The organism is Pseudomonas sp. zjy_15 (assembly GCF_043101865.1).
In the GTDB taxonomy this organism is placed as follows: domain Bacteria; phylum Pseudomonadota; class Gammaproteobacteria; order Pseudomonadales; family Pseudomonadaceae; genus Aquipseudomonas; species Aquipseudomonas putida_Y.
Map to the genome: position 1 here is coordinate 19,784 of NZ_JBICII010000104.1, position 13,135 is coordinate 32,918.

Consider the following 13,135-nt stretch of genomic DNA (forward strand, 5'->3'; position numbering starts at 1 on the left):
TGAATGGCAAGTCTGCGTTCTATCACGGCTAGTCACCGAGGGCCACTCCTTCCCGCCGAGGATCGGCACCGCCTGACCAACCCTCGCCGCTGCGCTGGATGATCTGCATGCCGCTGGTCATGGTCATCGGTGTCACCTCATGCCCCCACGCTGCCAACTGGCGGATCAGCGCCGGGCTGCTCAGCCCTGCTTCCACTTCAGTGCCGGCATTGCGGCTGCCGAAGTTGGGCAGGCCGGCTGCCTGCTGCGGGTCGAGCTGCCAATCCAGCAGGCCGACCAGTGCCTTGTTCACGTAACCGATGATCTGCGAGCCGCCCGGCGAACCGAGGCTCGCGACAAACTCGCCAGTGGCACGCGAGAACACCAATGTCGGCGCCATGGCCGACAGCGGGCGTTTGCCCGGCTGCACCCGATTGGCCACCGGCTTGCCGTGCTCGTGGGGGATGAACGAGAAGTCGGTCAGCTGATTGTTGAGCAGGAAGCCCTTGACCATCAGGTGCGAGCCAAATGCGGCCTCCACCGAGGTGGTCATGGCCAGGGCCTGGCCGCTGTCATCCACCGCGCTGAGGTGAGAGGTGGAGATGCGCGGTGGCGAGCGGTCGGGCGCAAGCGCCAGGTCCGCTCCTTGCGGCTGGCCCGGACGGGCGCGTTTCATGCTGTGCTCGCCGATCAGCGCCGCGCGGCTGGACAGGTAAGCAGAATCGGTCAGGGCCTTGACCGGGACCGGCACGTAGTCGCTGTCGGCCAGGTACTGAGCGCGGTCGGCGTAGGCCAGGCGCTCGGCCTCGGCGATCAGGTGCACGGCCAACGGCGGGGCTTCCAGGCGGGCCGGAGACGAGATAGTCAGCGGTCGCAACGCTGCCAGGTCGCGTTGCGGCGCGGTGCGCTGCACGGCTTCGAGCAGACCCAAGGTCTGCAGGACGGTCACCCCACCCGATGAGGGCGGCGGCATGCCGCAGATCCGCCAGGCCTTGTAGGGACCGCACAACGGCTCGCGCTCCTTGGCCTGGTAGCGCTGCAAGTCCTGCAACGACAGATACCCGGCATTGGCATGGCCACGCACCTTGGCGACGATGGCTTCGGCAATTTCACCGCCGTAGAACACCTTGGGCCCCTGTGCGGCGATCTGCTCCAAGGTCTGTGCCAACTCAGGGTTGCGCAGGATCGTACCCACGGCCAGCGGCCTGCCCTGTTCATCCAGGAAGTAACGGGCCATTGCGGGTGAGCGGGCAATGTAGGGGTCCCCGGCCACTAGCGTGTGCAGGCGCTCGGAAACCGCGAAGCCGTTGCGTGCCAAGGCGATGGCCGGGGCGAACAGGGCGTGCCAGGGCAACTTGCCGTGCTGCTCGTGGGCCTGTTTCAGGGCACGCAGCACCCCGGGCACGCCCACCGAACGCCCACCGATCTGGGCCGCCCGGAACGGCATGGGGGTGCCATCGGCATGCAGGAACAGCGCTTCCGTCACCGCCGCAGGTGCAGCCTCACGCCCGTCGAATGCCTGCACGCGCTTGCCATCCCAGTACAGGATGAACGCCCCGCCGCCGATCCCACTGGACTGTGGCTCGACCAGCGTCAGTACCATTTGCATGGCAATGGCGGCGTCAATCGCACTGCCGCCGGCACGCAGCATCGCCCGCCCCGCTTCACTGGCCAGCGGGTTGGCTGCGGCGACCATGTGCCGGCTGGCGTGCACCGGCTGCAAACCGCTGCGGTAGCCGGAGGCAAGTTCCGGTGGTGCGGGTAATACCTGGTCGGCACCGGCCCAGTTACTGGTAACCAGCAGGCACAGAGCGCCGATCAGCGGGGTGGGATATTTCATCGTCATGCATCCTGCCATCACCTATTCAGCGAAGCACTGTCGGTCATACGCAGTCTTGACTTCAAGCCTTGGTGTAATTACCGGCAAGCCATTCGCTGACCAATGCAGCCCTTGCTCTCTGCGTGATTGCCAGGTTTGCGCAATGACAGATCAGGTCACTTCTTCGAACGGCAGCCCCACATAGTTCTCGGCAATGTTCACCAGCCCCGCCGGCGAGGTCAGGAAGTACTCGCGGTCAGCTTCCTGCATCTTCTGGTCCCAGGCATCCTTGTGACTGCCGAAGTCATGCAGCAGTTGGGTCATGAACCAACTGAAGCGCTCGCCCTTCCAGACGCGGCGCAGTGCCAGCGGCGAGTATTGCGCAAGCAGGTCGACGCGCCCTTCGTGGTACACCTTGACCAGAATGCGGTACAGGTAGTTGACGTCCGAGGCCGCCAGGTTAAGGCCTTTGGCACCGGTGGGGGGGACGATGTGCGCTGCGTCCCCCACCAGGAACAGGTGACCATACTGCATGGGTTCGACCACCAGGCTACGCAGCGGCGCAATACTTTTTTCCAACGCGGGGCCTGTGACCAGGTCCGCCGCTACCTCGGCGGGTAAACGGGCTTTCAGTTCGTCCCAGAAACGCTCGTCAGACCACTCCTCGACCCGATCCTGCAAAGGTACCTGCAGGTAGTAGCGGCTGCGTGTTTGCGAGCGTTGGCTACACAACGCGAAACCGCGCTCATGGTGGGCGTAGATCAGCTCGTGATTGACCGGTGGTGTGTCCGACAGCAGGCCCAGCCAGCCAAACGGGTAAACCCGCTCATACTGCTTCAGCACGCCCTCCGGGATGCTCTGCCGCGAGATGCCGTGAAAGCCATCGCAGCCGGCGATATAGTCGCAGTCAACCCGCTGCACCCGGCCATCCTTTTCGAAGGTCAGGTAAGGCTTCTCGCCTTTCAGTTCATGCGGCTGAACGTTGGCGGCTGAATAAATGATCGGCGCACCACTGGCTTCGCGGGCCTGCATCAGGTCACGGGTGACTTCGGTCTGCCCGTAGACCATCACCGTCTTGCCGCCGGTCAGGGCTTTGAGATCCAGACGCTGGCGGCGCCCGCCAACCAGCAGTTCGACACCCTCGTGCACCAGGCCTTCACGGTCCATGCGCTCGGCCACGCCGGCCTCGCGCAGCAGGTCGACCGTGCCTTGCTCCAGCACCCCGGCGCGGATGCGGCCTAGTACGTACTCGGCGGTCTGGCGTTCGACGATGATGTTATCGATACCGGCCTTGTGCAGCAGCTGGCCCAGCAGCAGGCCAGACGGACCTGCACCAATAATTGCAACCTGAGTTTTCATTGTTGTTGTCTCTGTTCGGACGATACCGGCCCGGAACTGGCAGCGGGGCGGCATCTGCTGTTAGGGTTTGCCATTGCATTTTTACTGGCAGAAAACGCTTCTTAAGTGTGCTATTCCATAAAAAATCTGCACTTTTACGAAAAGCGTTCGATTAACGGACAGGTCAGCCCAGATGAAATCCACCCTCCCCGGCGTCCCGTTGTTCAAGCTGTATGGCGAAAATCAGGCCTGGCCCGGTACCGACCTGCTGCATTGCGAATCGATCCCGGCGCGCAGCCGCCTGCATCACTGGGAGATCAAGCCGCACCAGCATGCCGAGCTGTTCCAGCTGCTGTATGTACAGCGGGGTCAGGCACAGGTGGAGATCGAGGGGATGCGCAGTGCCATCGGCGAAGCGGCGATCCAGGTAGTGCCGCCGATGACCGTGCATGGTTTTCGCTTCAGCGCCGACATCCAGGGCTATGTACTGACCTTTGGTACCGCCCTTGTAGCGAACCTGGAACAGCGCCTGGGCGCGCCACTGACGGTGCTGGCCCAGCCAGCGTGTTACCCCCTGGGCCATGACCGCGTGCACCTGCGCAGCCTGGTCGACACCTTGCAGCGGGAGTACCAGGGCAATGCCCCGGCTCGCGCGGCGATGCTCGAAGCGTTGGTGACCGCGCTGATGGTGTGGATCAGCCGCCGCCAGCAGCTAGGGCTGGCGCCGCGTAACCGCGATGAACGTGACCGCCTGTTGCTGGGGCAGTACTTGCGCCTGGTCGAAGCGCATTACCGCGAGCATCTGTCGGTTGAAGATTATGCCGCGAGGCTGAATGTTCCGAGCTTGCAACTGAACCAGCTGTGCCGGACGCTGAGCGGCCAGACTGCGTTGCAGGTGGTGCACCAGCGGTTGTTGCTGGAGGCGCGACGCAACCTGATCTACACGCGGATGAGCATCGGGCAGTTGTCGGATAGCCTGGGGTTTACCGACCCGACCTACTTCGCCCGGTGGTTCAAGCGCTTGAGTGGGCAAACGCCCAATGGGTATCGCAGATCAGGATTGTCTGAATAATCCTTGCCGGCCTCTTCTTGACGTATACGTCAACCTGCCCTCAGGATATCCGCATACCCCACGTCGAGCCCGAGCATGAGCACTCAGACCTACAGCATCTCCGACCTGTCCCGCGAGCTGGACATCACCACCCGCGCTATCCGCTTCTACGAAGAACAGGGCCTGCTCAGCCCTGAGCGTCGTGGCCTGGAACGTATCTACTCACCGCGCGACAAGGTCAGCCTGAAGCTCATCCTGCGCGGCAAGCGCATCGGCTTTTCCCTGGCCGAGTGCCGCGAGCTGATCGAACTGTACGACCCCACCAGCGGCAACCTCAAACAGCTCAACAGCATGCTGGCGAAGATCGCCGAGCGCCGCGCCCAGCTGGAGCAGCAGATGCTGGACATTCACCAGATGCAACTGGAACTGGATACCGCCCAGGAGCGCTGCGAACAAGCCCTGGCCGCCACCCTGAACAACAAAGACCACCGCTGAACGCCACAGGAAATCCGCCATGTCCTTGCCTAAACACGTCCGCCTGGTCGAAGTCGGCCCCCGCGACGGCCTGCAGAACGAAGCCCAGCCCATCAGCGTCGCCGACAAGGTGCGCCTGGTCAACGACCTCACCGAAGCAGGCCTGGCCTATATAGAAGTGGGCAGTTTCGTGTCCCCCAAGTGGGTGCCACAGATGGCCGGCTCTGCCGAGGTATTCGCCGGCATCCAGCAGCGCCCCGGTGTGACGTATGCCGCGCTGGCGCCGAACCTGCGCGGTTTCGAGGACGCCCTGGCTGCGGGGGTCAAGGAAGTAGCGGTATTCGCTGCAGCCTCCGAAGCGTTCTCGCAACGCAACATCAATTGCTCGATCAGCGAGAGCCTCAAGCGCTTCGAACCCATCATGGACGCTGCGCGCAGCCACGGCGTGCGCGTGCGCGGGTATGTGTCATGCGTGCTCGGCTGCCCTTATGAGGGCAAGGTCAGCGCCGAGCAGGTGGCCCCGGTGGCCCGCGCCCTGCACGACATGGGCTGCTATGAGGTTTCGCTGGGTGACACCATCGGCACCGGTACTGCAGGTGACACCCGGCGCCTGTTCGAGGTGGTGTCGGCCCAGGTGCCGCGCGAGCAGTTGGCCGGACACTTCCATGACACTTACGGCCAGGCCCTGGCCAACGTCTATGCCAGCCTGCTTGAAGGCATCAGCGTGTTCGACAGCTCGGTAGCCGGGTTGGGCGGCTGCCCTTACGCCAAGGGTGCTACCGGCAATATCGCCAGCGAGGATGTTGTGTACCTGCTGCAAGGGCTTGGCATTGAGACCGGCATCGACCTGGGCCGGCTGATAGCCGCCGGCCAGCGCATCAGCAGCGTGCTGGGCCGCGACAATGGGTCGCGGGTAGCGCGGGCGTGTAGCGCTTAATAGGTCACACGGATGTCACATCGGTGTGGGTGAAGTGTTACCTCCCGCACATTTCACAGCAAAAAATCGGGTAACAGGGAAACAAATCGGCAGAATTTCAGGCTGGGTGGTGTCGACCAAAATTCTTAACTCATTGATTTTAAAGGGTTTTCAAAAGTTGGCACGCACCCTGCTATATCTCTGGTACAACAACAAAAAAAACGCGATACCCAATAAAAACAACAGGTAACGGCTCTGACATAACAAGAACAACACGGCAGAGGCGTAGCAAGCAGATTTTTTTGGAGTCGACACGCTTTTCAGGGGTTCGCCCCGCGGGCTGGCACAGAACAATAAAACTACCTCAAGGTAGCGGCAGCCAGGTTCGGATCAGCGATGATGACAGCAGGTCAGCGCTCAAAAAAATACGTTTGCTCTTGACCCCGCATGGGGGTCGCCCGCAGCACCAGGACAAGCCGACAAAAACAACAAAAGGCCGGTCCCAATAATAAAAAAAGAGCAGGCAACAACGCTTTGAGGGGAGCTTCGGCTCCCCTCAGTGCTTCCTGCCCTCTTCCTCCCCCTGCTTCTCCTCATCCTGCCCTTCGACCTTTTCCACCATCAACGGCATCGTGCCCAGTACCAGCAGGGCCAGTACCGTGCTGATCAGCGCCGTGGCTTCGCGTCCCATGCCGGCCGCCGTACCGATGGCAGCCGTCATCCATAGCCCGGCAGCGGTCGTCAGGCCTTTCACATGGCTGGTGTCCTGGCCGTTACCCTTCAGAATGGTACCCGCACCGAGAAACCCGATACCGGCAACGATGCCTTGGATCACCCGGCTTAGCGCCTGGTCATCGGCCCCTGCCATGCTGGGTGACAGCATGAACAGGGCGGCGCCCAGCGAGACCAGCATGTGGGTACGCACCCCGGCAGACTTGCCCTTGTGTTCACGCTCGAAGCCCAGTATTGCGCCAAGCACAGCAGCCATCAGCAAGCGCACAAGGATTTGCGTGACCTCGCGCTCATCGGTGACATCGGCGAATTCGGCCTGGATTGCTTGCCAGATGACATCCATCGCGGTGCTCCCCTGCCTGAGCATGTGTTTTCAGGTTGACCTCTGCACGCAATGCAAAGTGCCGCTCAGCCTGCTGATGCAGCAACTGGCCCCTGACCGCGGTCCACCCTGTAACCACCCCAGGAGGACCCCACCATGCCCATTGAAATCGACGAAACCACCCGCCGCTGCACACTGATCGGCGAAGACCTGCGCATCGAGGGCGAAGGCCCGGACATCGAGATCATCACCGACGAGCAGTTGCGCATGTCGGTGGCCATTCTGGCCGGCCAACGCGTGCCCATTACCGAAACCGAGGCCGATGCACTGACCGTGGCGGGTGCGGTGGATAGCCGCAGGCATCTGAAGGCCAGCGCGCCAGGCTCGGTGATATGAGGCCTGGCGGGGCTACGCGGCAAATCTGATATGGTTTTTATCGTAAAATCTGAACCTGTGCTGATAACAGCTTCAGCGCCATAGTGCTCATGCCTGATCGAGGCCTGATGAGCACCGAACCATGAACGATAGAATCCCTTTTACAGAGATCGCCACCGCCCCAGCCAGCATCCAAGCACGACGCACCGACAGCGGTATCCATACCCGCAGCTTTACCGGGTTTTACCGTAACCTGCGCATCGGCTTTTCCGGCGCCCTGTTCGTGCTGTTCTTCGGCACGGCCTGGCTGAACTGGAACGGCCGCCAAGCCGTACTGTGGGACCTGGGAAACAGCAAGTTCCATATCTTCGGCGCCACCTTCTGGCCACAGGACTTCATCCTGCTGTCGGCGCTGCTGATCATCTGTGCCTTTGGCCTGTTCGCCATCACCGTCTACGCCGGGCGTGTCTGGTGCGGTTACAGTTGCCCGCAAAGTACCTGGACCTGGCTGTTCATATGGTGCGAAAAGGTTACCGAGGGCGACCGCAACCAGCGCATCAAGCTGGCCGCGGCGCCCTGGAGCCTGAACAAACTGGCCCGCCGCACGCTCAAGCACAGCCTGTGGTTGGCCATTGGCGTGCTCACGGGGCTGACCTTCGTCGGCTACTTCACCCCGATCCGGCCACTGGCCGCAGAATTGCTCACCTTGCAACTGGGCGGTGTGGCACTGTTCTGGGTGCTGTTCTTCACGGCCGCTACCTACATCAATGCCGGCCTGCTGCGTGAAGCGGTGTGCCTGCACATGTGCCCATATGCGCGCTTCCAGAGCGTGATGTTCGACAAGGACACCCTGGCGGTCGCTTACGACCCGCGCCGTGGCGAGGCCCGTGGTCCGCGTAAGAAAGGCAGTGATGTCGGTGCCCAGGGACTGGGCGACTGCATCGATTGCACGCTGTGCGTGCAGGTGTGTCCCACCGGCATCGACATTCGTGATGGTTTGCAGATGGCTTGCATCGGCTGTGCCGCGTGCATCGACGCCTGTGACGGAGTAATGGACAAGATGGGGTATGCCCGCGGCCTGATTGGCTACAAGTCCGAGCACAGCCTGCAAGGCGGTACCACTCACTGGCTGCGCCCGCGCCTGCTGGGCTACGCTGCCGCGCTGCTGGTCATGATCGGGGCACTGGTGATGGCCCTGCAACTGCGCCCGATGGTATCGCTGGATGTGATCAAGGACCGCGGCCTGTTCCGCGAAAACGCCCAAGGCCAGATCGAGAACATTTACCTGCTGAAGGTCATCAACAAGACCGAACGTACCCAGCACTATCAATTGCGCCTGCTGGACGCTGACGGTTTCACCCTGCAGGGCAATAACGCACTGGTCATCCCTGCTGGCGAAATGAGCGAACTGCCGGTGTCGGTGGCGATGCTCGCCGAGCGCCCGACCAGCAGCTCGCAGACGCTGAGCTTTGAAATCAGCGAGCGTGACGACCCCGCTATCCGCAGCGTGGCGCACAGTCGCTTCGTCGCCCCGATGAACCGCTGATCCCTTACACTCACGCCACCTTGCCTGCCAGGCTTCGACAGAAGACCAGAATGAAACGCTACGAACGCTTCGCCGATGACATTGCCGAACTGATCCGCTCCGGGGTGCTGGGCCCCGGCCAGCGCGTGCCGTCCGTGCGCTACGCCAGCCAGACCCACGGGGTCAGCCCGTCCACCGTGTTCCAGGCCTATTACCTGCTGGAACGGCGCGGGCTGATCCGGGCCCGGCCGCGCTCCGGGTATTTCGTCAACGCCCACGTTCCGCGCCAGTTCAGCGAGCCGCAGGCGCTGCAGCCGGTGAGCGAGTCTACCGATGTCGACGTTAGCGCCTTGGTATTTTCGATCCTCGACTCGATCAAGGACCCCAACACCATTGCCTTCGGTTCTGCCTTCCCCAGCCCTGAGCTGTTCCCGCTGCAACGCCTGTCGCGCTCACTGGCCAGCGCCAGCCGCAGCATGGACCCACGCATGGTGGTGACCGATCTGTCCCCGGGCAACCCTCAGCTGCGCCGGCAGATAGCCCTGCGCTATATGGTCGGTGGGTTGATGCTGCCGATGGAAGAGCTGCTGATCACCAACGGCGCACTGGAGGCCCTGAACCTGTGCCTGCAGGCAGTGACCCAGCCGGGCGACCTGGTAGCCATCGAGGCCCCCGCCTTCTATGCCTGCCTGCAGGTGCTGGAGCGGCTCAAGCTCAAGGCCGTGGAAATCCCCGTGCACCCGCGCGAGGGCATGGACCTCGGGGTGCTGGCGCAGACCCTGGAGAAGCACCCGGTAAAAGCCGTATGGTGCATGACCAACTTCCAGAATCCTGTAGGTGCAAGCATGCCGGAGGCCAAGAAACAGGCACTGGTGGAGTTGCTGGCGCGCCATCAGGTGCCATTGATCGAAGACGACGTGTACGCCGAGCTGTACTACTCGCAACAGGCGCCCAAACCCGCCAAGGCCTTCGATACCCAGGGCCTGGTCATGCACTGCGGCTCGTTCGCCAAAAGCCTGGCGCCGGGCTATCGCATTGGCTGGGTGGCCGCTGGGCGCTTTGCGCAGAAGATCGAGCGTTTGAAGCTGATGACCTCCCTTTGTGCCTCCATGCCGGCCCAGGCAGCCATCGCCGACTACCTGCAACACGGCGGCTACGACCGCCACCTGCGCAAGCTGCGCTACGCCCTGGAGGGCCAGCAGGCCAACATGCTGGCAGCCATCGCCCGCCACTTCCCGGCGCAGACACGGGTCAGCCAGCCCTCCGGCGGTTACTTCCTGTGGCTGGAACTGCCCGAGCAGATGGATGCCCTCAAGCTGTTCCACATGGCCCTGGCCCAAGGCATCAGCATCGCGCCAGGGCCAATCTTTTCGCCCACCCGACGCTTCGGCAATTGCATCCGCCTGAATTACGGCAGCCCTTGGCATGACGGTGCCGAACAGGCCATGGAAACCCTCGGGCGGATCATTCGCTCGTTCTGATAGCGAGGCGCCCGACACGCGCACCGAGTTGCTGGCCAAGCCCTTCGATCTGCAAGCACTTGCCCAAGTGCTTGAACGGTTGCTGGGGAGCACTGCCCAGTCGCACTGAGCGGCTATTCGCCTGCAGGTGAACACGTTAAAGTCTGGATTTTTCAGTTGCCGGACGCAGGCATGCCTTCTCGTGACCTGAACTCACTGCGCCAACAAGTCGAAGACCTCCAGCGACAGAACACGCTGCTGGAGCAACGGCTTGCAAGCCTCCAGGGGCACGGCCAGGACTTCTATCGCTCACTGTTCGACACCATGGACGAAGGCTTCTGCATTATCGAATTCTTCGACGGCCCCCATGGCCCGCTGAGTGACTACGTGCATGTGCTGGCCAACGCAGCTTATGCCAAACACGCCGGCATCCCCAACGTGGTCGGGCAAAAACTGCGCGAGATGGTGCCTGATGAGGCAGATGACTGGGTGGCCCGCTATGGCGCGGTGCTTCGCACCGGTGAACCGCTGCACTTCGAGCAGGAACTGGTTGCTACCGGCCGTGTGCTGTCAGTGACCACTTTTCGCATAGAGCCTGCCGAGAAACGCCAGGTAGCGGTATTGTTCAAGGATGTCACCGAACGCCGGCGTGCAGAGCAGGCCCTTCAGCGCCTTAACGAAGAGCTCGAACAACGGGTGACTGCCGCACTGGCGGAGCGCCGCTTGTTTGCCGAGCTGGTCGATCACAGTGTGGTCAATGTGCATGTGGTCGACAGGGACCTGCGCTGGCTGGCTGTCAATCGCCAGGCCAAGCATGACTTCCACCTGCTGTACGGGAGGACACCCGAAATCGGCGACTACCTGCCCGGGTTGTTCGAGGATGGCACCGCCGACCAGACGCCAATTCTGCCGATGTGGCAGCGCGCCCTGGCTGGCGAGCAGTTCATCGAGATCGGCACCTTTGGCAAGCCCCCCGTGCTGCGCCATTATGAGCTGCGCTTCAACGCCTTGCGCGATTCAGAAGGCGAGGTACAGGGCGCGTTTCTGTTCGCCTATGACATCAGTGAGCGAGTGCAGGAGCAGGAACGCTTGGCCAAGGCCGAAGCGGCGCTGCGCCAGGCACAGAAGATGGAGGCCGTAGGCCAGCTCAGTGGCGGCATTGCCCACGACTTCAACAATTTGCTGGGTGGCATCCTTGGCGCCCAGGAGCTGATGCGGCAACGCCTGGACCAGTCACGCTTCGACGCCCTGGCGCCCTTGCTGGAGCTGTCCAACAGCGCGGCGCAGCGGGCCTCGTCGCTGGTGCATCGGCTGCTGGCGTTCTCCCGCCAGCAGACCCTGCAACCCTGCTCCACGCAAGTGGCCACCTTGGTGGCCGACATGGAAGACCTTCTGCGCCGCACCATCGGCCCGGCGATTACCCTGAGCAGCCGCTTCGCCAGCCAGCTGTGGCCGACCTTCATCGACCCTCCACAACTGGAAAGCGCCCTGCTCAACCTATGCATCAACGCGCGTGATGCCATGCCTGCCGGTGGTGTGATCGAGATCATTGGCGACAACCTGCAGCTTGACGACGAGCAGGCCCTGGCACTGGAACTGCCGGCCAGGGAGTACGTGCGCCTGAGCATCGTCGACAACGGTAGCGGCATGTCGGCTGACGTCGTCGAGCGCGCAGTCGAGCCGTTCTTCACCACCAAGCCGATGGGCCAGGGCACCGGCCTGGGGCTGTCCATGACTTATGGCTTCGTGCGTCAGTCGGGCGGGCAATTACGGGTGCTTTCGGTGCCTGGCGAGGGGACCCGTATCGAACTGCTGTTACCCCGCCACCACGCGCCAGCCCAGACGCCAATCAGCAAACCGCAGCGCGTGCCTTCGCGAAGAAGTGGCGAGACTGCAAAACGCATTCTGTTGGTTGAAGACCAGACCGCCTTGCGCCTGGTGATCGGCGAAGTGCTGGAAGAGCTGGGCTATCGGGTGGACGCCTTCGAGAACGGTCCGACTGCTCTCGCCCACCTGCAAAGTGGCGAACGGCCAGACTTGCTGCTGAGCGATGTCGGCCTGCCTGGCGGCCTGAATGGCCGCCAGGTAGCCGAACGCTGCCGTGAGCGCTACCCGGACCTCAAGGTGCTGTTGATCACCGGCTACGATGAGAGCGCGGCGCTCAGCGACGGCCAACCGCTGCAAGGTACGCTGGTGTTGACCAAACCGTTCGAACTGGAAGCACTGGCGGAGCGGGTTCGCGAGTTGCTGGAGACTTGACGGGCGCGTTCAGCGCCCGCCGCCCAGGTCGATGAAGCTGCCGGTGGCATAGGAGGCTTTGTCCGAAAGCAACCAGAGGATGGCCTCGGCCACTTCCTCGGGATGCCCCCCTCGGCCCATGGGCAAGCCAGATTCAAGCTTGCTGACGCGGTCCGGATCACCAGAAAGCGCATGGAAACCGGTATGGATATAGCCCGGTCGTACGCCATTGACGCGCACGCCCTCGCCTGCCACTTCTTTGGCCAGGCCGATGGTGAAGGTGTCGAGCGCGCCCTTGGAGGCGGCATAGTCGACATATTCATTGGGCGAACCCAGGCGTGCGGCTACCGATGATACGTTGACGATGGATCCGCCTTGCCCGCCATGCTGGCGCGCCATGCGCCGCAGAGCGTGCTTGGCGCAGAGCATAGGGCCGACGACGTTGGTCTTCATGACGTTCAGCAGCCGGAACTCGGACATGTCCTCGACCCTGCTCTGCTGGCCGATGGTGCCGGCGTTGTTGACCAGTGCGGTGACCGGGCCGAGTTCATCGTCGACGCGCAGGAACAGCTGGATGATTTCATCCTCGACGCTGACGTCGGCGCGCACCGCGATGGCCTCGGCGCCCAGGGCGCGGACCTGGCTGAGGATGGTTTCGGCGGCCTGGTCATCGGCGTGATAGTTGATGCAGATGCGGTAGCCCTGGCGGGCGGCCAGCAGCGCAGTGGCGGCGCCGATGCCGCGGCTGCCGCCGGTGATGACGATGACGTTCTCCATGGGTTTGCCAATGGTTTTGGGGAGGGAGCATCGACAATAGGCGAAATGGCGCTGCGTTGGAATGACGAAGATCAGCACAGCCAACCCTCTGCTGTTGATGTAGCTGTTGATCTGGCTTTTGATCTGGCT

General features: G+C 62.6%; 11 protein-coding genes. 7 read left to right on the forward strand and 4 right to left on the reverse strand.

The features are described 5' to 3' along the window. Nucleotides 1-28: 28 nt before the first annotated feature. Nucleotides 29-1,819: a gamma-glutamyltransferase gene (gene ggt, locus ACF8EF_RS19480; protein WP_392460914.1), complete on the reverse strand. Its 1,791-nt coding sequence runs from the start codon at nt 1,817-1,819 to the stop codon at nt 29-31. 150 nt (nt 1,820-1,969) lie between these two features. Continuing rightward, nucleotides 1,970-3,157 carry a 4-hydroxybenzoate 3-monooxygenase gene (gene pobA, locus ACF8EF_RS19485; protein WP_104961507.1) on the reverse strand — a complete coding sequence of 396 codons (1,188 nt, stop codon included), beginning with the start codon at nt 3,155-3,157 and terminating at the stop codon, nt 1,970-1,972. A 172-nt stretch (nt 3,158-3,329) separates the two neighbouring features. On the opposite strand from pobA, the gene ACF8EF_RS19490 reads away from it, so the two are divergent. The 3 genes from ACF8EF_RS19490 to ACF8EF_RS19500 all read left to right on the forward strand — a co-directional run bounded on the left by ACF8EF_RS19490 (nt 3,330) and on the right by ACF8EF_RS19500 (nt 5,598). Then, nucleotides 3,330-4,208 (forward strand): helix-turn-helix domain-containing protein, encoded by an 879-nt coding sequence (locus ACF8EF_RS19490; RefSeq protein ID WP_176683326.1) that lies wholly within the window; start codon nt 3,330-3,332, stop codon nt 4,206-4,208. 75 nt (nt 4,209-4,283) lie between these two features. Then, entirely contained in the window at nt 4,284-4,682 is a 399-nt protein-coding gene (locus ACF8EF_RS19495; protein WP_176683325.1) for a MerR family DNA-binding transcriptional regulator, read from the forward strand. Nucleotides 4,683-4,701: 19 nt separating this feature from the next. Then, the gene (locus ACF8EF_RS19500) at nt 4,702-5,598 is read left to right on the forward strand and encodes a hydroxymethylglutaryl-CoA lyase (protein WP_176683324.1); all 897 of its coding nucleotides are present in this window, start codon (nt 4,702-4,704) and stop codon (nt 5,596-5,598) included. Between the two features lie 535 nt (nt 5,599-6,133). On the opposite strand, the gene ACF8EF_RS19505 is transcribed toward ACF8EF_RS19500, so the two are convergent. Continuing rightward, nucleotides 6,134-6,652: an MgtC/SapB family protein gene (locus ACF8EF_RS19505; protein WP_392460915.1), complete on the reverse strand. Its 519-nt coding sequence runs from the start codon at nt 6,650-6,652 to the stop codon at nt 6,134-6,136. A 135-nt stretch (nt 6,653-6,787) separates the two neighbouring features. Here ACF8EF_RS19505 and ACF8EF_RS19510 point away from each other — a divergent pair, with 135 nt between their 5' ends. The 4 genes from ACF8EF_RS19510 (at nt 6,788) to ACF8EF_RS19525 (ending at nt 12,250) form a co-directional block, all read left to right on the forward strand. After that, complete coding sequence (locus tag ACF8EF_RS19510) at nt 6,788-7,027, forward strand: DUF3203 family protein (RefSeq protein WP_014590732.1); 240 nt, start codon at nt 6,788-6,790, stop codon at nt 7,025-7,027. A gap of 121 nt (nt 7,028-7,148) precedes the next feature. Next, entirely contained in the window at nt 7,149-8,552 is a 1,404-nt protein-coding gene (gene ccoG, locus ACF8EF_RS19515) for a cytochrome c oxidase accessory protein CcoG (RefSeq protein ID WP_392460917.1), read from the forward strand. A 50-nt stretch (nt 8,553-8,602) separates the two neighbouring features. After that, the gene (gene mapR / locus ACF8EF_RS19520) at nt 8,603-10,012 is read left to right on the forward strand and encodes a GntR family transcriptional regulator MpaR (RefSeq protein ID WP_003247831.1); all 1,410 of its coding nucleotides are present in this window, start codon (nt 8,603-8,605) and stop codon (nt 10,010-10,012) included. A 171-nt stretch (nt 10,013-10,183) separates the two neighbouring features. Then, complete coding sequence (locus ACF8EF_RS19525) at nt 10,184-12,250, forward strand: PAS domain-containing protein (RefSeq protein ID WP_176683321.1); 2,067 nt, start codon at nt 10,184-10,186, stop codon at nt 12,248-12,250. Between the two features lie 9 nt (nt 12,251-12,259). On the opposite strand, the gene ACF8EF_RS19530 is transcribed toward ACF8EF_RS19525, so the two are convergent. Next, on the reverse strand, nt 12,260-13,006 hold the full coding sequence (locus ACF8EF_RS19530) for an SDR family oxidoreductase (protein WP_176683472.1): 747 nt from the start codon (nt 13,004-13,006) through the stop codon (nt 12,260-12,262). Nucleotides 13,007-13,135 lie beyond the last annotated feature (129 nt).

Excerpts from the sequence above, each read along its gene's own strand:
- ACF8EF_RS19500 (WP_176683324.1), top strand. The coding sequence starts at position 4,702 with ATGTCCTTGCCTAAACACGTCCGCCTGGTCGAAGTCGGCCCCCGCGAC.
- mapR (WP_003247831.1), top strand. The coding sequence starts at position 8,603 with ATGAAACGCTACGAACGCTTCGCCGATGACATTGCCGAACTGATCCGC.
- pobA (WP_104961507.1), bottom strand. The coding sequence starts at position 3,157 with ATGAAAACTCAGGTTGCAATTATTGGTGCAGGTCCGTCTGGCCTGCTG.
- ACF8EF_RS19510 (WP_014590732.1), top strand. The coding sequence starts at position 6,788 with ATGCCCATTGAAATCGACGAAACCACCCGCCGCTGCACACTGATCGGC.
- ACF8EF_RS19530 (WP_176683472.1), bottom strand. The coding sequence starts at position 13,006 with ATGGAGAACGTCATCGTCATCACCGGCGGCAGCCGCGGCATCGGCGCC.
- ACF8EF_RS19505 (WP_392460915.1), bottom strand. The coding sequence starts at position 6,652 with ATGGATGTCATCTGGCAAGCAATCCAGGCCGAATTCGCCGATGTCACC.
- ACF8EF_RS19495 (WP_176683325.1), top strand. The coding sequence starts at position 4,284 with ATGAGCACTCAGACCTACAGCATCTCCGACCTGTCCCGCGAGCTGGAC.
- ccoG (WP_392460917.1), top strand. The coding sequence starts at position 7,149 with ATGAACGATAGAATCCCTTTTACAGAGATCGCCACCGCCCCAGCCAGC.
- ggt (WP_392460914.1), bottom strand. The coding sequence starts at position 1,819 with ATGAAATATCCCACCCCGCTGATCGGCGCTCTGTGCCTGCTGGTTACC.
- ACF8EF_RS19490 (WP_176683326.1), top strand. The coding sequence starts at position 3,330 with ATGAAATCCACCCTCCCCGGCGTCCCGTTGTTCAAGCTGTATGGCGAA.
- ACF8EF_RS19525 (WP_176683321.1), top strand. The coding sequence starts at position 10,184 with ATGCCTTCTCGTGACCTGAACTCACTGCGCCAACAAGTCGAAGACCTC.